Source organism: Streptomyces nigra (assembly GCF_003074055.1).
In the GTDB taxonomy this organism is placed as follows: domain Bacteria; phylum Actinomycetota; class Actinomycetes; order Streptomycetales; family Streptomycetaceae; genus Streptomyces; species Streptomyces nigra.
The window spans coordinates 4,173,615-4,194,113 of the sequence record NZ_CP029043.1 but is presented as its reverse complement, the minus strand read 5'-3'; the positions used below and the strand labels follow the sequence as shown (position 1 = coordinate 4,194,113).

Annotated in this window: 19 protein-coding genes; 10 read left to right on the top strand and 9 right to left on the bottom strand. The window is 72.5% G+C overall.

All coding sequences use genetic code 11. The features are described 5' to 3' along the window. Positions 1–7: 7 nt before the first annotated feature. Entirely contained in the window at positions 8–1,033 is a 1,026-nt protein-coding gene (locus DC008_RS19445; protein WP_108708066.1) for an SAM-dependent methyltransferase, read from the top strand. A 9-nt stretch (positions 1,034–1,042) separates the two neighbouring features. Here the strand turns inward: DC008_RS19445 and DC008_RS19440 are convergent, their stop codons facing one another. Continuing rightward, a complete protein-coding gene (locus tag DC008_RS19440; protein WP_108708065.1) occupies positions 1,043–2,194 on the bottom strand; it encodes an NADH-quinone oxidoreductase subunit D in 1,152 nt (383 codons plus the stop codon). A 31-nt stretch (positions 2,195–2,225) separates the two neighbouring features. On the opposite strand from DC008_RS19440, the gene DC008_RS19435 reads away from it, so the two are divergent. Together DC008_RS19435 and DC008_RS19430 are read left to right on the top strand one after the other, a co-directional pair. Beyond that, complete coding sequence (locus tag DC008_RS19435) at positions 2,226–2,744, top strand: PH domain-containing protein (RefSeq protein WP_108708064.1); 519 nt, start codon at positions 2,226–2,228, stop codon at positions 2,742–2,744. Then, positions 2,741–4,075 carry a PH domain-containing protein gene (locus DC008_RS19430; protein WP_108708063.1) on the top strand — a complete coding sequence of 445 codons (1,335 nt, stop codon included), beginning with the start codon at positions 2,741–2,743 and terminating at the stop codon, positions 4,073–4,075. The genes DC008_RS19435 and DC008_RS19430 overlap by 4 nt, the downstream gene beginning before the upstream one ends. Positions 4,076–4,145: 70 nt before the next feature. Here DC008_RS19430 and DC008_RS19425 read toward each other — a convergent pair whose 3' ends face one another. Next, on the bottom strand, positions 4,146–5,600 hold the full coding sequence (locus tag DC008_RS19425) for a hypothetical protein (RefSeq protein WP_108708062.1): 1,455 nt from the start codon (positions 5,598–5,600) through the stop codon (positions 4,146–4,148). A gap of 116 nt (positions 5,601–5,716) precedes the next feature. After that, on the bottom strand, positions 5,717–6,862 hold the full coding sequence (locus DC008_RS19420; RefSeq protein WP_108708061.1) for an alpha/beta hydrolase: 1,146 nt from the start codon (positions 6,860–6,862) through the stop codon (positions 5,717–5,719). Between the two features lie 179 nt (positions 6,863–7,041). Here DC008_RS19420 and DC008_RS19415 point away from each other — a divergent pair, with 179 nt between their 5' ends. The 6 genes from DC008_RS19415 (at position 7,042) to DC008_RS19390 (ending at position 12,041) form a co-directional block, all read left to right on the top strand. Then, entirely contained in the window at positions 7,042–8,874 is a 1,833-nt protein-coding gene (locus DC008_RS19415) for a phosphatidylglycerol lysyltransferase domain-containing protein (protein ID WP_108708060.1), read from the top strand. 66 nt (positions 8,875–8,940) lie between these two features. Continuing rightward, a complete protein-coding gene (gene folP, locus DC008_RS19410) occupies positions 8,941–9,831 on the top strand; it encodes a dihydropteroate synthase (protein ID WP_108708059.1) in 891 nt (296 codons plus the stop codon). Further along, positions 9,828–10,334: a nuclear transport factor 2 family protein gene (locus DC008_RS19405; protein ID WP_108708058.1), complete on the top strand. Its 507-nt coding sequence runs from the start codon at positions 9,828–9,830 to the stop codon at positions 10,332–10,334. The genes folP and DC008_RS19405 overlap by 4 nt, the downstream gene beginning before the upstream one ends. Positions 10,335–10,524: 190 nt before the next feature. Beyond that, a complete protein-coding gene (gene folB, locus DC008_RS19400; protein WP_055624708.1) occupies positions 10,525–10,884 on the top strand; it encodes a dihydroneopterin aldolase in 360 nt (119 codons plus the stop codon). Continuing rightward, positions 10,881–11,492 carry a 2-amino-4-hydroxy-6-hydroxymethyldihydropteridine diphosphokinase gene (gene folK, locus DC008_RS19395; protein ID WP_108708057.1) on the top strand — a complete coding sequence of 204 codons (612 nt, stop codon included), beginning with the start codon at positions 10,881–10,883 and terminating at the stop codon, positions 11,490–11,492. Before folB ends, folK begins: the two co-directional genes overlap by 4 nt. Before the next feature lie 57 nt (positions 11,493–11,549). Next, on the top strand, positions 11,550–12,041 hold the full coding sequence (locus DC008_RS19390) for a DUF3180 domain-containing protein (protein ID WP_108708056.1): 492 nt from the start codon (positions 11,550–11,552) through the stop codon (positions 12,039–12,041). A 30-nt stretch (positions 12,042–12,071) separates the two neighbouring features. On the opposite strand, the gene folE is transcribed toward DC008_RS19390, so the two are convergent. The 6 genes from folE to dacB all read right to left on the bottom strand — a co-directional run bounded on the left by folE (position 12,072) and on the right by dacB (position 19,854). Beyond that, positions 12,072–12,677, bottom strand: a complete 606-nt coding sequence (gene folE, locus DC008_RS19385) for a GTP cyclohydrolase I FolE (RefSeq protein WP_108708055.1) — start codon at positions 12,675–12,677, stop codon at positions 12,072–12,074. 149 nt (positions 12,678–12,826) lie between these two features. After that, a complete protein-coding gene (gene ftsH, locus DC008_RS19380) occupies positions 12,827–14,866 on the bottom strand; it encodes an ATP-dependent zinc metalloprotease FtsH (RefSeq protein ID WP_108708054.1) in 2,040 nt (679 codons plus the stop codon). Positions 14,867–15,040: 174 nt separating this feature from the next. Continuing rightward, the gene (hpt, locus tag DC008_RS19375) at positions 15,041–15,601 is read right to left on the bottom strand and encodes a hypoxanthine phosphoribosyltransferase (RefSeq protein WP_055624713.1); all 561 of its coding nucleotides are present in this window, start codon (positions 15,599–15,601) and stop codon (positions 15,041–15,043) included. A gap of 113 nt (positions 15,602–15,714) precedes the next feature. Beyond that, complete coding sequence (gene tilS, locus DC008_RS19370; RefSeq protein WP_108708053.1) at positions 15,715–16,878, bottom strand: tRNA lysidine(34) synthetase TilS; 1,164 nt, start codon at positions 16,876–16,878, stop codon at positions 15,715–15,717. Positions 16,879–17,092: 214 nt separating this feature from the next. Next, the gene (locus tag DC008_RS19365) at positions 17,093–18,223 is read right to left on the bottom strand and encodes a zinc-dependent metalloprotease (protein WP_108708052.1); all 1,131 of its coding nucleotides are present in this window, start codon (positions 18,221–18,223) and stop codon (positions 17,093–17,095) included. 68 nt (positions 18,224–18,291) lie between these two features. Next, positions 18,292–19,854, bottom strand: coding sequence for a D-alanyl-D-alanine carboxypeptidase/D-alanyl-D-alanine endopeptidase (gene dacB, locus DC008_RS19360; RefSeq protein WP_108708051.1), 1,563 nt, complete (start codon positions 19,852–19,854; stop codon positions 18,292–18,294). Positions 19,855–19,933: 79 nt separating this feature from the next. Here dacB and DC008_RS19355 point away from each other — a divergent pair, with 79 nt between their 5' ends. After that, entirely contained in the window at positions 19,934–20,425 is a 492-nt protein-coding gene (locus DC008_RS19355; protein WP_031487466.1) for an inorganic diphosphatase, read from the top strand. Positions 20,426–20,499 lie beyond the last annotated feature (74 nt).

Genomic DNA, 20,499 nt, shown 5'->3' with positions numbered 1-20,499 from the left:
TGGGCCGGTGGCAGAAGAGGCGGCGGACGTGTGGCAGGGGTGGCGGGCGGCGGCGGAATCCGCCCTGTACGGCCCGGAGGGCTTCTACCGCCGCCCGGAGGGACCGGCCGGGCACTTCCGGACGTCCGTGCACGCCTCGCCGCTCTACGCGGCCGCCGTGGCCCGGCTGCTGTGCCGGGTGGACGAGGCGCTGGGCCGGCCGGACACCCTCGACCTCGTCGACATGGCGGCGGGCCGGGGTGAGCTGGTCACCGGTGTGCTGGCCGCGCTCCCCGCCGAGGTGGCGGCCCGCACGCGCGCGTACGCCGTCGAGATCGCCGCCCGCCCCCCGGATCTGGACCCCGGGGTGACCTGGCTGTCCGAGCCGCCCCGGCCGGTGACGGGACTGCTGTTCGCCAACGAATGGCTGGACAACGTTCCGGTGGAGGTCGCCGAGGTGGACGCTGAGGGCGTGCCGCGCCGGGTCCTGGTCCGCCGGGACGGCACCGAGCGCCTCGGAGAGCCGGTCGACGGCACCGAGGCGCGCTGGCTGGACCGCTGGTGGCCCCTGCCCGCGGAGGGCGGCGAGGGACTGCGCGCCGAGATCGGACTGCCTCGGGACGAGGCGTGGGCGGCCGTGACCGGCACGCTGGAGCGGGGGCTTGCGGTCGCCGTGGACTACGCGCACACGCGCGGTTCAAGGCCCCCCTTCGGCACGCTGACCGGCTTCCGCGAGGGACGCGAGACGGCTCCGGTGCCGGACGGCTCCTGCGATCTGACCGCCCATGTGGCGCTGGACGCGTGCGCGCTGCCCGGCGCCCGTCTGCTCACCCAGCGCGAGGCACTGCGCGCCCTCGGCATCACCGGCGCACGCCCCTCGCTGGAACTCGCCTCCACCCGCCCCGCCGAATATCTGCGCGCCCTCGCGAGCGCCGGTGAGGCCGCCGAGCTGACGGCGACGGGCGGCCTCGGCGACTTCGGCTGGCTGCTCCAGCCGGTCGGCGTCCCGGACGTCCTGGCCGGCGCTGCGGAAGACGCGGCGACCGGCGCCTGACGGCCGGGGCTACTTGTCGATGTCCCCGACCACGAAGAACATCGACCCCAGGATCGCCACCATGTCCGCGACCAGCGTCCCCGGCAGCAGCTCCACCAGCGCCTGGATGTTGTTGTACGAGGCCGAGCGCAGCTTCAGCCGGTACGGCGTCTTCTCGCCCTTGCTGACCAGGTAGTAGCCGTTGATACCGAGGGGGTTCTCGGTCCACGCGTACGTGTGCCCCTCGGGTGCCTTCAGCACCTTGGGAAGCCGCTGGTTGATCGGCCCCGCCGGCAGCTCCGCGATCCGGTCCAGGCAGGCGTCCGCGAGGTCGAGGGCGTTGTGGGTCTGCTCCAGGAGGCACTCGAACCGGGCGAGACAGTCGCCCTCCTGCCGGGTCACGACCTTCAGGACGTCCTGGAGCTCCCCGTACGCGAGATACGGCTCGTCCCGGCGCAGATCGAAGTCGACGCCCGAGGCGCGCCCGATCGGCCCGCTCACGCCGTACGCGTGCACGGCCTCCGGCGCGAGGACGCCCACCCCGCGCGTGCGCCCGCGGAAGATCTCGTTGCCGAGGACCAGATCGTCGAACCGGTCCATGCGGGAGCGCACGTCGGCGACGGCGGCACGCGCGCGCGTGGTCCAGCCGGCCGGCAGGTCCTCCTTGAGGCCGCCCACCCGGTTGAACATGTAGTGCATCCGCCCGCCGGAGACCTCCTCCATGACGTGCTGGAGTTCCTCGCGCTCGGTGAAGGCGTAGAAGATCGGCGTGATCCCGCCCAGCTCCAGCGGGTACGACCCGAGGAACATCAGATGGTTGAGGACGCGGTTCAGCTCCGCCAGCAGGGTCCGCGTCCAGACCGCCCGCTCGGGCACCTCCATGCCGAGCATGCGCTCCACGGCGAGGACGACGCCCAGCTCGTTGGAGAAGGCCGACAGCCAGTCGTGGCGGTTGGCGAGCATGATGATCTGGCGGTAGTCGCGGGCCTCGAAGAGCTTCTCCGCGCCGCGGTGCATATAGCCGATCACGGGCTCGGCGCTCGTGATGCGCTCGCCGTCCAGGACGAGCTTGAGGCGCAGCACACCGTGCGTCGAGGGGTGCTGGGGGCCGATGTTGAGCACCATGTCGGTGCTCTCCGCGGCGCCGCCGATACCGACCATGGTCTCCGTCGTAGGAGTCATGGCCCCAGTCTCCCCTACGTACGCTGACCCCATGGAGACGGGGAGCCAGAAGGACACGGGAACGGAGCGGGACCGGCGCACGGAGGACGGACCGGTGTGGACCGGGCTGCCGCCGGGGCTGCTGCGGATGCGCCGGCTGCTGCTGGTGGTGTGGCTGGGGCTGCTGACGGTGGGCCTGGGCGTGCTGCTCGGCTGGCTCGCCGGGCCCGGCTGGGCGGCGTTCGCCGCGCTGCCGCCGGCCCTCATGGTGTGGGGCTGGGTGATGCTCGAACGCAACTGGCGTTCCTGGCGCTACGCCGAGCGCGCCGACGACCTGCTGATCAGCCGGGGTGTGCTGTGGCGTGAGGAGACGGTCGTGCCGTACGGCCGTATGCAGCTCGTGGAGGTCACCTCGGGGCCCGTGGAGCGGCACTTCGGGCTGGCCAGCGTGCAGCTGCACACGGCCGCCGCCGCGACCGACGCCACCATCCCCGGCCTCGACCCGGCCGAGGCGGAGCGGCTGCGCGACCGGCTCACCGAGCTGGGCGAGGCCCGATCGGCGGGCCTGTGACGGCCCCGGGCGTCGACGACGCCATACGCGAGGCGCGGCCCGTGTCGGAGCGCCGGCTGCATCCCGTGACGCCGCTCCGGCGCGCGTGGGCGCCCGTCGCCGTGCTCATCGGCTGGGCGGTGCACGACCCCGACCAGGCGCAGCGCCAGCTGACCCGGCTGACGACCACGACCCTGCTGATCGCGCTCGCCGTGCTCGTCCCGGCCGCCGCCCTCTACGGCTTCCTGACCTGGTGGTACACGCACTTCGCCGTCACCGACTCCGAACTGCGCATCCGTACCGGCCTGGTGTTCCGGCGCACCGCGCACATCCGGCTGGAGCGCATCCAGGCCGTCGACGTCACCCAGCCGCTCCTCGCGCGCGTGGTGGGCGTCGCCAAGCTGAAGCTGGACGTCGTCGGCACGGACAAGAAGGACGAACTCGCCTTTCTGGGCGCGGAGGAGGCGCGTGCCCTGCGCGCGGAACTCCTGGCGCGCGCCGCCGGGTTCGCGCCGGAGACCGCGCACGAGGTGGGCGAGGCGCCCTCCCGCGAGCTGCTGCGGGTGCCGCCGCGCGTCCTCGCCGTCTCCCTCGTCCTGACCGGCGCGACCTGGGGCACGCTGGCCGCCGCCCTCGTCGTACCGGCCGTGCTGTGGCTGTTCACGGAGAGCGTGTGGACGGTGCTCGCCACCGCGGTGCCGCTGGTCGGCGCGGCGGGCGCGGCCAGCGTCGGACGGTTCGTCACCGAGTACGACTGGACGGTGGGCGAGTCGCCGGACGGGCTGCGCCTCGACCACGGCCTGCTCGACCGCGCCCACGAGACGGTGCCGCCGGGCCGCGTGCAGACCGTACGGCTGGTGGAGCCGCTGCTGTGGCGGCGGCGCGGCTGGGTGCGGGTGGAGCTGGACGTGGCCGGCTCGTCCAACTCGGTGCTGCTGCCGGTCGCCCCGCGCGAGATCGCCGAGTCGGTCGTGGCCCGGGTGCTGCCCGGGGTGACCGTCCCGCCGCCCGAGGCCCTTACGCGTCCGCCCCGGCGGGCGGGCCGCTGTGTGCCGCTGTGGTGGCGCGGACACGGACTGGCCGTCACGGACGCGGTGTTCGCGGCCCGCGCGGGTCTGCTGAGCCGCACCCTGGCCCTCGTCCCGCACGCGAAGGTGCAGAGCGTACGGCTCACCCAGGGGCCCTGGGAGCGCCGCTGGAACGTCGCCGACGTCCATGTGGACACGGGCGCCGGCAAGACCGTCACCGCGCGTCTGAGGGACGCCGGGGAGGCCGCGGAGCTGCTGCGCACGCAGGCGGAACGGTCTCGCACGGGGCGCCGGGACGCGCGGCCGGACCGCTGGATGGCCTGAGGCGCCCTTCGAGGCGCGAGAAAAGGGGCGCCGGGGACCGATCGTGGTCCCCGGCGCCCCTTCGCGTGGTTCAGGAGACCGCGCTGCGCAGTCCCTGGACGTCGATGTGCTCGGTCTCGTCGTGGGCCGTCAGGTCGATGACCTGGCCGACTCCACGGGACCGGTCGTCGGCGGGCTTGAACTCCGCCTCCGCCTCGGCCTTGTGCAGGGCGAGCGCCTCCTCGCCGACCACGTCGGCCAGGTCCTCGTTCTGCACGGACTCCAGCGCGGCGGGCCCGTCCTGCTTCTGGGTGCCGAAGAAGTCGAAGCCGCCCTCGACCGAGGGACGCCGTACGGGAGTTGCCGGGACGACGGCCACGGCGGTCGGCGCGATGAAGTGGCCGCCCGGCCGCCGGGCCGGCGGCAGCGCGGGCTGGGCCGATGCCGACGCGTCGGCCCGGGTGGTGGCGGCCGCGCGCTCGTGCCCGTCGGCCGCCCCGGACTTCCCCCGCGGGTCGTCCTCCGGCGCGCGCTCCGTCTCGGAGCCCGCGGTGCGCGGCGCCTCTGGGGCGCCCGCGCCGGCCTTCACGGCCCTCCGGCCGGAGGGGCCCTGCGGCGGGACGTGGTGCGGGGGCTCGCCCTTCGGGGAGCGGCCGGACGGCGCCTCGTCGGCGCCCTTCGCCGGACCGGTACCTTCCACCCGCTCGGCTGCCGGGTCCTCGTCGGCGGCCACGGCCTCGGTGTCCGCCGTACCGTCCTCGTCCGCGCTGTCGTCGGCAGCCGCCTCGGCGGCCTCCTCGTCGCCCGGACCGTCCTCGGTGGCCTCGGTGTCCCGTGCGTCCCGCGTGTCCTCGTCGAACCGCGACAGCGCCGCCTGCGCCCGCAGGAACAGGCGGGAGCCCTCGGGCGAGAAGACCGTCGGAGCCTCACCCGACTCGTTCTCACCGGGCTCCTCCGGCTCGGCGGCGGGCGCCTCGTCCTGCTCCACCGCCCCGGCCTCGTCCAGCGCCTCGGCGTCCGCGAGCGCCTCCGCGGCGGCGGTGTCCTCGGCGGCCGGGGCCGTGCCCGGCGGCAGGGCGCGCGCGGGCGTGGTCGCCTCTATCTCCAGGACCCGGCGCTCCTCCAGGACGCTCGCCCGCTCGGTCTCCGCCGTGGCGTAGCGGCGCAGCAGTGCCGCGTGCTCGTTGCGCAGCTTCGCGAGCTCGGCGCGCTTGGCACGCAGCCGCTGCTCCAGCTTCTGGCGCAGCTCGCGCGACTCGTCGAGGTCGGTCTCCAGTTCGGCGACCCGTTCCTCGTGCCGCCACTCGTCGCTCGCCCGCGCGCGCGTGAGGTCGGCGACCTGTTTGCCCGCCTGGGCGTCCCAGCGGCGCATGACGACCGCGCCGACGACCGCGGTGGCCGCGGCGGCCGCGGCCAGTCCGCGCAGCACGACCGGTTCGGTGAACACCCAGGGCGCCAGCGCCCAGACGACGGACACGCCTGCGATCGCCGACGGGGGCAGCACCCTGTGCAGGGGCGGGGAATGACGGTGACGTCCACGTGGCATGGCCAGAAACTTACCGCGCGTAGGCGTTTCTTGGAGCCCCGCCCCGTAAAAACACGGCCATCCCATGCCGTTCACACGGCATCAGGAATCACATTCGCCGTGGAATTGACCAGGAATCAAGATCGGGACGGCTCTTCCGCCCGCTCCGGGGTGCTCAGCCGCTCGCTCGTCCACTCCAGTGTCGCCGGAATCTCGCGCCGCCAAGTGTTGAAGTTGTGCCCGCCGCTTTCGAGGATGATCGAGGAGATCCGCGTCCGCTTCGTCGCTTTCACGCGCTCGATGAACTTCAGCGTGTCCCGGTAGTTGGATTCGCCGACCCTGCTGCTGCCGACGAGCAGGGACGTGTCCGGCGCGGGCAGGTTCTCCAGGCACCACCGCAGGTCGGCCCGGTCGCGCAGGTTCTTGTCGCCGTGGAAGAGGTCGCCGGTCGTCGCGTCGATCGGCGCCTTGTAGTAGGCGGAGAGCCCGGCGCCCGCGCCGTACACCGCCGGATGGTGCATGGCGAGCTTCAACGCGCAGTAGCCGCCGGTGGAATCACCGATGATCCCCCAGCCGCCGGGCCGCCCGCCCACCCGGTAGTGGCCTTCCACGGCGTCGGGCAGGTCATCGGCGAAGAAGGTCTCCGTCTGCGGGCCGTCCGGGATGTCGACGCATTCCGTGTCCCGGGGCGGCGCCACGGTCGGGCGCATCATCACCAGCACCATCGGAGACATACGACCCCGACCGGCGAGCCGCGCCGCCGTCTGCGGATAGTCGAGCTTGTCGACCAGCGCCTCGGCCGTCCCCGGATACCCGGTCAGGACGACGGACGCCGGAAACGTCCGGGTGCGAAATCCCGGCTGGAAATACTCCGGTGGCAGATAGACGTACGCGGGCGTCGCGATACGGCTCGTGCGGCCCACGATCTCGACCTTGTGGATCCGCCCGCTCACGGCCGGGTCCCCGCTCGCCGACCCGGGCACCCTGCGGGTGTCCACGACGCGCAGCGGGCCGTCCGCCGGGGTGTGGTCGACCACGACCCCCATGCCCTTCTCCTGCCCGAACAGATCGGCCCAGTCGGCATAGAAGCCGAAGGCCTGGTTGGCGGCGAGACCGACCGACGCGAACAGCGCCAGCTGCGTGCCGAGCAGCAGCCCGACCCGTCCGGCCACGGCCCGTACGCTCCGCCGGGCGAGCCGCGGCCACAGCCACACCGTGCCGGCGAACAGCCCCACGGCCGTCAGCACCGCCATTGCCAGCACCTTGTCGCTCGTCAGACCCATCAGTGGTCACCCGCCCGCGCTTTCCTCGGCCTCCGAAACGGTTTTGAGGAGCCGAGTGAACCTCTCCCCCCACGACACCGTCCTAGAAGGCGCAATGTCGCCGGATGCCCGAATCGGCACCGGATCCAAAACTCTCGCAGCACTCATGGGATGCGATGTCTGTCAGGACAGATGTGGAAATGTCGGGTGGGGTTCCGCGACGGCCGAGCCGGATACGGCATCTGTCGGGCCGGCTGCGGCCGCTGCTGCTGGGGCCGCGCCCCGAGGCCGTCCCGCTCCTCGTCGGACGGGCCTGCGCCCTGGTCGGACTGCTGAACGTCGCCGCGGGCGTGTTCCCGCGCTTCCGGCACAGCCGGATGCACGCCCTCGCCGAGGTGCTCCCGGGCGCCTTCGGGCCGTTCGCGGCCGCGCTGTCGCTCAGCGCCGGCGTGCTGTTGCTGCTGCTCGCGCACGGCCTGCGGCGCGGCAAGCGGCGCGCGTGGCGCGCGGCCGTCGTCCTGCTGCCCGCCGGAGCGGCGGCCCAGTTCACCTACCGCCACTCCGTCATCGGCGTCCTCATCTCCGTCTGGCTCCTCGTCACCCTGCTGCGCCACCGCGACCAGTTCACGGCCCTGCCCGACCCGCGCAGCCGCTGGCGCGCCCTCGCCAACCTCGTCCTCATGGGCGCCGGTTCGCTCGCCCTCGGCCTCGTCATCGTCAGCGCCCACCCGGGCACCCTGCTCGGCGACCCGAGCCTGGCCGACCGCATCAGCCACGTCCTGTACGGCATGGCCGGCTTCGAGGGCCCGGTCGACTACCGGGGCAGCACGTCCTGGACCGTCGCCTTCTCCCTCGGCGCGCTCGGCTGGATCACCGCCGTGAGCACCATCTACCTCGCCTTCCGGCCCGAACACCCGGCCGCCCGTCTCACCGAGGACGACGAGAGCCGGCTGCGTGCCCTGCTGGCCCGGCACGGCGGCCGCGACTCCCTCGGCCACTTCGCGCTGCGCCGCGACAAGGCCGTCGTGTTCTCCCCCAGCGGCAAGGCCGCGGTGACCTACCGGGTCGTCTCCGGCGTGATGCTCGCCAGCGGCGACCCCATCGGCGACGTCGAGGCGTGGCCCGGCGCCATCGAGCGCTTCATGGACGAGGCGAAGGCCCACTCCTGGACCCCGGCCGTCATGGGCTGCTCCGAGACGGGCGCCGAGGTGTGGACCCGCGAGACCGGGCTCGACGCCCTCGAACTGGGCGACGAGGCGGTGGTGGACGTCCCGGATTTCTCGCTCGCCGGCCGCGCGATGCGCAATGTGCGCCAGATGGTCAAGCGCATCGAGCGCGCCGGTTACGAGACCCGGGTACGCCGCGTCCGTGACCTCGGCGACACCGAGCTGGAGCGGGTGCGCCGCGCCGCCGAGGACTGGCGGGGCACCGACACCGAGCGCGGCTTCTCCATGGCCCTCGGCCGGGTCGGCGACCCCGCCGACGGCGACTGCCTCATCGCCACCGCTCACAAGGGCGACGCCGAACCGGGCCCCTACGGCGACCTCAAGGCCGTTCTGCACTTCGTGCCCTGGGGCACCGACGGCGTCTCCCTGGACCTGATGCGCCGCGACCGCTCCGCCGACCCCGGCATGAACGAACTGCTGATCGTGGCCGCCCTCCAGGCCGCCCCCAGGCTCGGCATCGCGCGCGTGTCGCTGAACTTCGCCATGTTCCGCTCGGCGCTGGCCCGCGGCGAGAAGATCGGCGCGGGCCCCGTCCTGCGCGCCTGGCGCGGCCTGCTGGTCTTCCTCTCGCGCTGGTTCCAGATCGAGTCCCTGTACAAGTTCAACGCGAAGTTCCAGCCCCGCTGGGAGCCCCGGTTCGTCGTCTACCGCGCCTCCGCGGACCTCCCGCGCCTCGGCATCGCGGCCATGCAGGCGGAGGGCTTCGTGAACCTGGCGCTGCCCCTGCCGCGCTTCCTGCGCCGCCGCACCACCGCCCCGCGCCCCTGCCCGCACCGTGTCCCCGAAGGGGATGTCCGGGCCGCCTGAGGCCCTCACCAGGGCGGTCCCGGGCCACGGCACGTCACCGCCCCGGCTTGGGCCTACGCTGAACGTATGAGCAAGCAGAGCGGACGCGGGCGGGTCGCGGGCCTTCCGCAGTGGGACCGGTGCGCGGTCATGGGAGTCGTCAACGTGACCCCCGACTCCTTCTCCGACGGCGGCCGCTGGTTCGACACCACGTCCGCCGTCAAGCACGGCCTCGCGCTGGTCGAGGAGGGCGCCGACCTCGTCGACGTCGGCGGCGAGTCCACCCGCCCCGGCGCCACCCGGGTCGACGAGGACGAGGAGCTGCGCCGCGTCATACCCGTGGTCCGCGGCCTCGCCGCCGAGGGCGTCACGGTCTCCGTCGACACCATGCGCGCCTCCGTCGCCGAGCAGGCACTCGCCGCCGGCGCCGCCCTGGTCAACGACGTCAGCGGCGGCCAGGCCGACCCCGCGATGATCCCGGTCGTCGCCGATACCGGCGCCCCCTTCGTGGTCATGCACTGGCGCGGCTTCCTGGAGGGCGGCAACGTCCGGGGCGTGTACGCCGACGTCGTCACCGAGGTCGTCGACGAGATCCGCGCGCGCGTGGACGCCGTCCTGGCCGGCGGCATCACTCCCGACCGCGTCGTCGTCGACCCCGGCCTCGGCTTCTCCAAGGACGCCGAGCACGACCTCGTCCTGCTCGCCCACCTCGACCGGCTGCACGCCCTCGGCCACCCCGTCCTGGTCGCCGCCTCCCGCAAACGGTTCCTCGGCCGCGTCCTCGCGGGCCCGGAGGGCGAGCCGCCGCCCGCCCGCGAGCGGGACGCCGCCACCGCCGCCGTCTCCGCGCTCGCCGCGCACGCCGGCGCCTGGGCCGTCCGCGTCCACGAGGTGCGCGCCACCGCCGACGCCGTACGGGTCGTGCACGCCGTCGAGGAGGCACGCGGCGGCGCGGCGGCCGGCGAAGGAGCCCGGTGAGCGCCCCCCACACCGACGTCGAGCAGGTGGAGGCGGCCAACACCGCCTTCTACGAGGCACTGGAGCGCGGCGACTTCGAGACGCTGTCCTCGCTCTGGCTGACCCCGGCCGACCTCGGCGTCGACGAGAGCTACCACGACCCGGCCGACGCCGGAGTGGTCTCCTGCGTGCACCCCGGCTGGCCCGTGCTCACCGGCCGCGGCGAGGTCCTGCGGTCGTACGCGCTGATCATGGCGAACACCGACTACATCCAGTTCTTCCTCACCGACGTGCACACCTCGGTCACCGGCGACACCGCGATCGTCACCTGCACGGAGAACATCCTCAGCGGGGGTCCCGCCCCCGAGGGCCACGACGACGAGCTCGGGCCCCTCGTCGGACAGCTCGTCGTCGCCACGAACGTGTTCCGGCGCACACCCGACGGCTGGCGGATGTGGTCCCACCACGCCTCCCCGGTCCTCGCCGAGAACGACACCGAGGACGGCGACGAGACCCCCGGCTGAGTGGGTACGCGGGCCACAGGGACCAAGACGTGGTTGGGATCGGCTGCCCGCGGGTAGGGGCGGCTTCCGATCGGGCCGCGCCCCCACGGCCCGGCGCTGTCGGTGCCCGCGGGTAGATTCGGTCGAGGCCGGTGTGCCGCCCGCACACGGCACCGACCGGCCGTCACCGACGACTGCAGGAGTGATTCGCGTGGATCGTGTCGCGCTGCGCGGCCTGAGGGCCCGCGGGTACCACGGGGTGTTCCCCGAGGAACGCAGAGAGGGCCAGACCTTCGTCGTCGACCTCGTCCTCGGCCTGGACACCCGGCCCGCCGCCGCCGACGACGACCTGGCGAAGACCGTGCACTACGGCATCGTGGCGGAGGAGGTCGTGGCCGTCGTCCAGGGCGAACCGGTCAACCTCATCGAGACGCTCGCCGAGCGCGTCGCCCAGGCCTGTCTGAAGCACGAAGGAGTCCAGGAGGTGGAGGTCACCGTCCACAAGCCGGACGCGCCGATCACCGTGCCCTTCGACGACGTGACCGTCACCATCACCCGGAGCCGAGTATGACCGCACCGTTCATCAAGGGCCCCAGCGACCCGACCGTCCAGCCGGTACCCGCCTCCGTCGTCGACAAGGTCGACGCCGCCGACACGACCCTGCACAACCCCAAATGGGCCGTGCTCTCCCTCGGCTCCAACCTGGGCAACCGTCTGGAGACCCTCCAGGGCGCCGTGGACGCCCTCGCCGACACGCCGGGCCTGCGGATCAAGGGCGTCTCCCCCGTGTACGAGACGGAGCCCTGGGGCGTCGAGCCGGGCAGCCAGCCGTCCTACTTCAACGCGGTCGTCGTCCTGAAGACCACCCTGCCGCCGTCCTCGCTGCTGGAGCGGGCCCACGCCGTCGAGGAGGCCTTCCACCGCGTCCGCGACGAGCGCTGGGGCGCCCGCACCCTCGACGTCGACATCGTCGCGTACGCCGACGTCGTCTCCGACGACCCGGTGCTCACGCTCCCGCACCCGCGCGCCCACGAGCGCGCCTTCGTCCTCGCGCCCTGGTACGACCTGGACCCCGAGGCGCAGCTGCCGGGCCGCGGCGCGGTCGCCGATCTGCTCGGCACTCTCACCCGTCGGGGTGTCGTCCCCCGCCAGGACCTGGAACTCCGGCTGCCCGAGTAGTCGTTAAGGTCGAGACGGCCCACACTCCGTGGGTGCCGGGGGAGCTGAAGGGACACCGTGAGAGAGCTGCGCATCAGGATGCTGGTCGGCGTGTTCGTGGTCGCCGGGGTCCTGTCCTGGGCGGGCGCCCGCCTGTGGAACTCGGTCGGGACCCTGCCCAGCGTCCCCCTCGCCGCCCCCATCGTGCTGGCGATCATCGCCGTGATCCTGCTGGCCACGGCGCTGTCGATCCGCTCCCGCCTCAGGGCGCAGCGCGAGCGCGTCCCGGAGGCCAAGGGCGTCGACCCGCTGATGGCGGCCCGTGCCGTCGTGTTCGGCCAGGCCAGCGCCCTGGTGGCCGCCCTGGTCGCCGGTATGTACGGCGGCACCGGGGTCGTCCTGCTGGAGTCCCTGGACATCCCCGCCCGGCGCGACCAGGCCATCTACGCCGGTTTCTCGGTCGTGGCCGCCATCGGTGTCATAGCGGCGGCCCTGTTCCTGGAGCGCGTCTGCAAGCTCCCGGACGACGAGGACGACCACGACGGCACCGGGGCGGCACCGACAACGTAGGCGCGGTCCCGCCCCCTGGGCCGGCCCCGCTCAGCGGGCCAGGATCAGGCTCATCGCCTCGGCGCGGGTCGTGGCGTCCCTGAGCTGGCCGCGCACGGCGGACGTCGTGGTCTTGGCGCCGGGCTTGCGGATACCGCGCACCGACATGCACATGTGCTCGGCCTCGACGACGACGATCACGCCCCGGGCCTCCAGGATGCGCATCAGGGAGTCCGCGATCTGCGTGGTGAGACGTTCCTGCACCTGAAGTCGGCGGGCGAACACCTCGACCAGCCGCGCGAGCTTCGACAGACCCGTGATCTTGCCGCTCTCGGCCGGGATGTAACCGACGTGCGCCACGCCGTGGAACGGCAGCATGTGGTGCTCGCAGAGGCTGACGATCTCGATGTCCTTCACCAGCACCATTTCGTCGTGCCCGAGATCGAAGGTCGTCGTCAGCACGTCCTCCGGGTCCTGACGCAGCCCCGCCAGAAGCTCCCGGTACGCCCGCGCCACCCGGGCCGGCGTCTCCCGCAGACCCTCACGGTCCGGGTCCTCACCGACCGCGATCAGCAGTTCCCGTACGGCGGCCTCGGCGCGCTTCTCGTCGAACTCGCCGATGCGGCCTTCGCCGTCCAGCGTCACCGGGTCGGTCATCTGGTGCCTCGTTCCTTCGCGGGTGCGCGTATGGGTCACGCGTCTGGTCACGCGTCTGATCTGCGGTCATACGAAATGCCGCGCCCCCCAGGCTAGAACCAGGGGGGCACGGCATCCATTCCGGGCCCGGTCAGCGACCGGGTGGGGCGTCAGCTCTCGGGACGCTCCTCGGGGGCCGGCTCGGCCGCCGGGGCGGGGTCCGTCACCGTCGACTTGGCGGTGCTGATCGCCGGCGTCGCGCCGTTGGCGCCGTTCGTCAGTGCGAGCTCCTTCGGGGAGAGCACCGGCGGACGGGTGGACGGCGTACGGCGGGAGGAACCGGTCCAGGCGGGCCGCGGCGGGCGCTTGACGATGGGGGCGAAGATCTCGGCGATCTCCTCCTTGCCCAGCGTCTCCTTCTCCAGCAGGGCCAGGACGAGGTTGTCGAGCACGTCGCGGTTCTCCACCAGGATTTCCCAGGCTTCGTTGTGCGCGTTCTCGATCAGCTTCTTGACTTCCTCGTCCACCAGCGCGGCGACCTCTTCCGAGTAGTCGCGCTGGTGAGCCATCTCACGTCCGAGGAACGGCTCGGTGTTGTCGCCGCCGAACTTGATGGCGCCGAGACGCTCGGTCATGCCGTACTGCGTGACCATCGCGCGGGCCGTGGCCGTGGCCTTCTCGATGTCGTTCGCGGCACCCGTGGTCGGGTCGTGGAAGACCAGCTCCTCGGCCGCGCGGCCGCCCAGCATGTAGGCCAGCTGGTCCAGCATCTCGTTGCGCGTGGTCGAGTACTTGTCCTCGTCCGGGAGCACCATCGTGTAGCCGAGGGCCCGGCCTCTGGACAGGATCGTGATCTTGTGGACCGGGTCGGAGTTCGGGGAGGCCGCCGCTACCAGGGCGTGTCCGCCCTCGTGGTACGCGGTGATCTTCTTCTCCTTGTCCGACATGATCCGGGTCCGCTTCTGCGGGCCCGCCACGACGCGGTCGATGGCCTCGTCCAGCATGTGGTTGTCGATGAGCTTCTTGTCGGAGCGGGCCGTGAGCAGGGCGGCCTCGTTGAGGACGTTGCTCAGGTCGGCACCGGTGAAGCCCGGCGTACGGCGGGCGACCGCCGACAGGTCGACGTCCGGGGCGACCGGCTTGCCCTTCTGGTGGACCTTGAGGATCTCCAGACGGCCCTGCATGTCCGGGCGGTCGACGGCGATCTGCCGGTCGAAGCGGCCGGGGCGCAGCAGGGCCGGGTCGAGGATGTCGGGCCGGTTCGTGGCGGCGATCAGGATCACACCGCCCTTGACGTCGAAGCCGTCCATCTCGACGAGCAGCTGGTTCAGCGTCTGCTCGCGCTCGTCGTGACCACCGCCGAGGCCGGCGCCGCGATGGCGGCCGACCGCGTCGATCTCGTCGACGAAGACGATCGCCGGGGCGTTCGCCTTGGCCTGCTCGAACAGGTCGCGGACCCGGGAGGCACCGACACCGACGAACATCTCGACGAAGTCGGAACCGGAGATCGAGTAGAAGGGCACGCCCGCCTCACCGGCGACGGCGCGCGCGAGAAGCGTCTTACCGGTGCCGGGAGGGCCGTAGAGCAGGACGCCCTTGGGGATCTTCGCCCCGACGGCCTGGAACTTGGCGGGCTCCTGGAGGAACTCCTTGATCTCCTGGAGCTCCTCGACGGCCTCGTCCGAGCCGGCGACGTCCGAGAACGTCGTCTTCGGGGTGTCCTTGGTGATGAGCTTCGCCTTCGACTTCCCGAAGTTCATGACCCGGGAGCCGCCGCCCTGCATCTGATTCATCAGGAACAGGAAGACGACGACGATGAGGACGAAGGGCAGCAGGGAGAGCAGGATGCCGACGAACGGGTTCTGCTTGGACGGCGAGACCGTGTAGCCGTCGGGGATCTGCTTCTGCTGGTACTTGTTCTGCAGGGTGTTGGCGATGTCCACACCCTGGTCGCCGATGTAGCTGGCCTGGATCTTGGTGGATCCGTCGACCTTCACACCGTCCTTGAGCTGGACCTTGATGTTCTGCTCGTCGCCGGTGGTGAGCTTGGCCGACTCGACCTTGTTCTCATTGATCGCCTGGACGACCTGGCCGGTGTCCACCGTCTTGTAGCCGCCGGACGAGCCGACGACCTGCATCAACACGACCACGGCAAGGACGGCCAGCACGATCCACATGACCGGCCCACGGAAGTATCGCTTCACGTCCATCCATACGGAGCGGTGCCGCCCCGTCCCTCCTGCCATAGTGAGTTTGATAAGACAGTTCTTCTGACGGTACCCCAGCTTCGACGCCCGTAGCCGCACGGGACGGCCGTCAAGCCCGTCTGCTTGCTCCAACGGCGCGACGCCCGCCGGGGTTCCCGATCTTCCTACGAAGCGGGGTCAGCCGCCGTAGACGTGGGGCGCGAGGGTACCGACGAACGGCAGGTTGCGGTACTTCTCGGCGTAGTCGAGGCCGTAGCCGACGACGAACTCGTTCGGGATGTCGAAGCCGACCCACTCGACGTCGATGGCGACCTTGGCCGCGTCCGGCTTGCGCAGCAGCGTGCACACCTTGAGGCTCTCGGGCTCCCGGGAGCCGAGGTTCGACAGCAGCCACGACAGGGTCAGGCCGGAGTCGATGATGTCCTCGACGATCAGGACGTGCCGGCCCTTGATGTCGGTGTCGAGGTCCTTGAGGATCCGCACGACCCCGGAGGACTGGGTGCCGGCGCCGTACGACGAGACGGCCATCCAGTCCATGGTGACGGGGGTGGACAGCGACCGGGCGAGGTCGGCCATGACCATCACCGCGCCCTTCAGCACGCCGACGATCAGCAGGTCCTTGCCCGCGTACTCAGCGTCGATCTTCGCCGCCAGCTCCGCCAGCTTCGCGTCGATCTCTTCCTTGGTGATGAGCACCTTCTTGAGGTCGGCACCCATGTCTTTCGCGTCCACCCGCATCACTTTCGGTCGGTCGTCCCGCATCAACGGCTCACGGCCCTACGGCTGACGTCCCCCGGGGAGTCCGGGGTCCTCCGGTGAGGAGGCCCGGTATCTCCCTGTGAGGGTCTTTTTCAGCCTTGCCGAATCACCAGTCTGCCACCCTGGCGGCGGGCGACGACTTTGCCGGGGAGGTTGATGGCTCCCTGACCGCGCCAGCCGGTGATCAGGCGGTCGACCTCCTCGACGTGCCGGGCGAAGAGCGAACCGGCGGGCGCGCCCGCCTCGATGGCGGCCCGGCGCAGGATCCGGCGGCGCACCGCGGGGGGCAGTGTGTAGAGCTTGGCGCAGTCGAGGAGCCCGGCGGCGTCGCGGACGGCGGTCTCGGCCTGGCTCGCCCAGGCGTCGAGGGCGTCGGCGTCGTCACGGGACAGCTGGGCGGTGCGGGCGAGGGCCTCCACGACACCCTTCCCGAGCGCCTTCTCGAGGGCGGGCAGGCCCTCCTGGCGCAGCCGGGAGCGGGTGTAGGCGGGGTCGGCGTTGTGGGGGTCGTCCCAGACGGGCAGCGACTGGACCATGCAGGCCTTGCGGGCGGTCTGCCGGTCGAGGCCGAGGAAGGGGCGGCGGTAGCGGCCGTCGGCCCCCGAGACCGCGGCCATCCCGGACAGGGAGCGGATGCCGGAGCCGCGGGCGAGGCCCAGCAGGACGGTCTCGGCCTGGTCGTCGCGGGTGTGGCCGAGCAGGACGGCGGCGGCGCCGTGGCGCTCGGCGGCGCCGTCGAGGGCGGCGTAGCGGGCGTCGCGGGCCGCGGCCTCGGGTCCGCCGGAGCGGCCGACGGTCACGGCGATCGACTCGGCCGGGTCCAGGCCGAGTTCGCGCAGGCGCAGCACGACTTCCTCGGCGCGCAGGTCGGAGCCGGGCTGCAGACCGTGGTCGACGGTGATGCCACCGGCGCGGATGCCGAGCTTGGGGGCCTCGAAGGCGAGGGCGGAGGCGAGGGCCATGGAGTCGGCGCCGCCGGAGCAGGCCACGAGGACGAGCGGGGAGGGGGTGCGCTCGTGCGGGGTGGCTCGCCGGGGCGTGCGCTGGGCCGGGCCGGGGAGGTCGTACGCCGTCTCACGCGCGGTGTCGCAGGCGACGCGCGCGGCGGCGACCGGCGTCACGGCCGGGGCCTGCGGCCGGGGGGAGCGGCTGCCGGGGGCGGGGACGTCGGTGGTTCGGTTGTGTTCGGTGAGGAGGTCGTGGAGTACGCGGCGAACCGCCAGGCGTATCGCCGCGACCGCAGGATGGGGACCCATGTCCGGTTCCCTTCATGAAGTTGTCCGGGGGTGTGGCCGAGCTCGGTCACTCAGAGTGTGTAGATGGTGACAGAAGCGGGCCGTTCCCCGAGCATTGCACGCCTACCCATGGCTCACGGTCCCTCGGACGGGTGATTGGAGGGGCGTTCGTCTGCCGTCGGCCGATTTCGGTTCACGGCCGTCGTATGAGATGCGCGGCGGGGCGCGGGCGTCATCAGTCGGCCTTGCGGTGCACGCGGGCGATCCAGTCCGCCGGTGCGGCGATCTCCGCCTTGGTGGGGAGGGTGTTCGGGGACGTCCAGACGCGGTTGAAGCCGTCCATGCCGACCTGGTCGACGACGGCCCGCACGAAGCGCTCGCCGTCGCGGTACTGGCGGAGCTTGGCGTCGAGGCCGAGCAGCTTGCGCAGGGCGGTGTCGAGCCGGGAGGCGCCCTTGGCGCGCCGCTGCTGGAACTTCTCGCGGATCTCGGCGACGGAGGGGACCACGTCGGGGCCGACGCCGTCCATGACGAAGTCGGCGTGGCCCTCCAGGAGGGACATCACGGCGGTGAGACGGCCGAGGATCTCCCGCTGCCCGGGGGTCTGGACGAGTTCGACGAAGGAGCGTCCGCCGTCGTCCTCCTCGGCCTCGGGCCGGCCGCCGGCGAGGGACTGCGCGGCCTCGCGGACCCGCTCCAGGACGGTCATCGGGTCGACGTCGGTCTCTCCGAGGAAAGACTGGATTTCGCCCTCGAGATGGTCCCGCAGCCAGGGCACGGCGCTGAACTGGGTGCGGTGCGTCTCCTCGTGGAGGCACACCCACAGCCGGAAGTCGTGGGGGTGGACGTCCAGTTCGCGTTCCACGTGGACGATGTTCGGCGCGACGAGCAGCAGCCGGCCGCCGCCGTTCTCACCGGCGGGCAGATCGCGGCCGGCCGGGGCGAACGTCTCGTACTGGCCGAGGACGCGGGAGGCCAGGAACGACAGCAGCATGCCCAGTTCGACGCCGGTGACCTTGCCGCCGACGGCGCCGAGGACGGCCTGCCCGGTGCCGCTGCCCCGGCGTTCCTGCATCTTCTCCAGCAGGGGCCGCAGGATCTCCCGGAACCCGGCGACGTTGGCCCGGATCCAGCCGGGCCGGTCGACGACGAGGACGGGGGTGTCGTGGATCTCGTCGGTGCCCATACGGGTGAACCCGCGGACGTGGGACTCGGAGGCCTTGGCGTGCCGGCGCAGTTCCGCGACGACGGCCCTGGCTTCGTCGCGGCTCACCTCGGGGCCCGGCCGTACCAGCCGGGTCGCGGTCGCCACCGCGAGATTCCAGTCGACCATCTGAGAAGAAGCAGCACCACCGATGCTCGTCATGCGTCAACCGTACGTGAGCGTCCCCGGTCGGGGCAGAGCGTGCGAGCCGGCGACCCCGGGGGTGGTGGTCACTGGCACCCGCAGGCGGCGAGGGCTGTTGCCGCCCGGTCGAGGGCGTTCTGGGCCGCGTCCCGGTTGTTGGTGCCGGAGGCGAGGAAGGCGAAGGCGAGCAGGCGTCCGTCCTGGTCGACGACGGTGCCGGCCAGGGCGTTGACCCCGGTGAGGGTGCCGGTCTTGGCGCGGACGACGCCCGCTGCGCCGTCGCCGTAGCGGCCGGAGAGGGTGCCGGTGAAGCCCGCGACGGGCAGGCCGGTGAGGGCGGCGCGCAGCTCGGGGTGGCCGGGGTCGGCGGCGCGGGCGAGGAGGGCGGTGAGGAGGTCGGCGGTGAGGGCGTCACGCCGGTCGAGGCCGCTGCCGTCCTTGAACTCGACGTCGGAGACCGGGAGTCCGAGCTTGTCGAGCTGGGCCTCGATGGCCTTGCCTGCGCCGGCGAAGTCGGGCCGCTCGCCGCTCGCGAGGGCGGTCTGGCGGGCCAGGGCCTCGGCGAGGTCGTTGTCGCTGTTGGTCAGCATGCGTTCGACCAGGGCGGTGAGCGGGGGCGAGGTGACCTGGGCGAGGGACTCGGCGCGGTTGGTGGCCTTGGAGGGGCCGGGCGCGCTGGTACGGACGCCGTGGTCGGCGAGGAAGCCGGCGAAACGTTCCGCGGCGTCCTCGGCCGGGTCGTCGCTGCGGTCGGCGGTACCGCTGCTGGAGTCGTCCAGGCGGCCCTCGTCGGCCATCAGGGCGGTGACGGGGGCGAGGTTCTGGTTCTTGCCGATGGGGTGCCGTTCGGAGCCGGCGTAGAGCGTCGTGTCGTAGGAGAGCGTGACCTTGCGCAGGCCGCGCTCCTTCAGGGCGTCGGCCGTCTTCGCGGCGAGGTCGCGCAGGCCGGCCCAGCCGCCGGTCTTCTTGCGGGCGGTGAGGGTCGGGTCGCCGCCGCCGACGAGGACCAGTTCCTCGGTGTCGGGTTCCAGGGCGGTGCGGGTGGTGAGGCGGTGGTCGGGGCCCATCGCGGTGAGGGCGGCGACGGCGGTGGCGATCTTGGTGGTGGAGGCGGGGGTGAGGGACTGCGAGGCGCCCTCGCCGTAGAGGCGCCGGCTGGTGGCCACGTCGACGACGGCGGCGCCGGTGCGGCTGCCGAGCTCCGGGGCGTCGAGGAGCGGGCCCAGGACGGTGGCGAGGGCCTTGCCGTCGGGGGCGGAACCGGCGTGGCCCGCGCCGGCGCCCAGGGCGGTGAGCACGGCGCCCGCGCTGGGCGCGGGGCGCGGGCCCCTGTCCCGTGCGCTGGAGGGGCCGGAGTCCCTGCCGTGATCTGTGCCACCCGTGCGCTCCTGGGCGACCGCCCGGTCCCGCTCGGCCGTACGCTGACCGGTGGAGTCCCAGGGGCCCGCCGCGGTCACCACCGTGGCGGCCAGCGCCAGTCCGACGGTGGCGGCTCCGGCGGTGTACTGCCAGGTCTTCGGCCTCGCGGCGCGTGCGAGACGGGGCCGCAGGGCGTCGGCGGCCCGCTCCAGTCGCGGTCCCAGGGCGCCCGCGAGCCGCGCCACATGCGGTCTCGCGGCCTGCCAAGGCCTCAGCTCGGGCACGATCACCAGCCCCTTTCGCGATCACACACCTGCGTGAGGGACACTTAATCACCAGAACTATGTGTTGATCATGGAGGAGTCACCGGTGGAGTTCGACGTCACGATCGAGATTCCGAAGGGTTCGCGGAACAAGTACGAGGTGGACCACGAGACCGGTCGGATCCGCCTGGACCGTCGACTCTTCACCTCGACCGCCTACCCGACCGACTACGGCTTCGTCGAGAACACCCTCGGCGAGGACGGCGACCCGCTGGACGCGCTGGTCATCCTGGACGAGCCGACCTTCCCGGGCTGCCTCATCAAGTGCCGCGCGATCGGCATGTTCCGGATGACGGACGAGGCCGGCGGCGACGACAAGCTGCTGTGCGTCCCGGCGACCGACCCGCGCGTGGAGCACCTGCGCGACATCCACCACGTGTCGGAGTTCGACCGCCTGGAGATCCAGCACTTCTTCGAGGTCTACAAGGACCTGGAGCCGGGCAAGTCCGTCGAGGGCGCCGACTGGGTCGGCCGCACCGAGGCCGAGGCCGAGATCGAGCGTTCCTACAAGCGCTTCAAGGACCAGGGCGGCCACTGAGCTTCCCCCTGGACCGTGTCCCACAGCCGTTCCACGGACGGGCCGTACGCCGGGCGTACGGCCCGTCCGTGTAT

Bases quoted from the DNA above. Each gene is read 5' to 3' on its own strand.
- folP (WP_108708059.1), top strand. From the start codon at position 8,941: ATGAGCAAGCAGAGCGGACGCGGGCGGGTCGCGGGCCTTCCGCAGTGG.
- DC008_RS19420 (WP_108708061.1), bottom strand. From the start codon at position 6,862: ATGGGTCTGACGAGCGACAAGGTGCTGGCAATGGCGGTGCTGACGGCC.
- DC008_RS19415 (WP_108708060.1), top strand. From the start codon at position 7,042: ATGTCGGGTGGGGTTCCGCGACGGCCGAGCCGGATACGGCATCTGTCG.
- tilS (WP_108708053.1), bottom strand. From the start codon at position 16,878: ATGGGTCCCCATCCTGCGGTCGCGGCGATACGCCTGGCGGTTCGCCGC.
- ftsH (WP_108708054.1), bottom strand. From the start codon at position 14,866: ATGGACGTGAAGCGATACTTCCGTGGGCCGGTCATGTGGATCGTGCTG.
- hpt (WP_055624713.1), bottom strand. From the start codon at position 15,601: ATGCGGGTGGACGCGAAAGACATGGGTGCCGACCTCAAGAAGGTGCTC.
- DC008_RS19440 (WP_108708065.1), bottom strand. From the start codon at position 2,194: ATGACTCCTACGACGGAGACCATGGTCGGTATCGGCGGCGCCGCGGAG.
- folK (WP_108708057.1), top strand. From the start codon at position 10,881: ATGACCGCACCGTTCATCAAGGGCCCCAGCGACCCGACCGTCCAGCCG.
- DC008_RS19425 (WP_108708062.1), bottom strand. From the start codon at position 5,600: ATGCCACGTGGACGTCACCGTCATTCCCCGCCCCTGCACAGGGTGCTG.
- DC008_RS19435 (WP_108708064.1), top strand. From the start codon at position 2,226: ATGGAGACGGGGAGCCAGAAGGACACGGGAACGGAGCGGGACCGGCGC.
- folE (WP_108708055.1), bottom strand. From the start codon at position 12,677: ATGACCGACCCGGTGACGCTGGACGGCGAAGGCCGCATCGGCGAGTTC.
- DC008_RS19365 (WP_108708052.1), bottom strand. From the start codon at position 18,223: ATGACGAGCATCGGTGGTGCTGCTTCTTCTCAGATGGTCGACTGGAAT.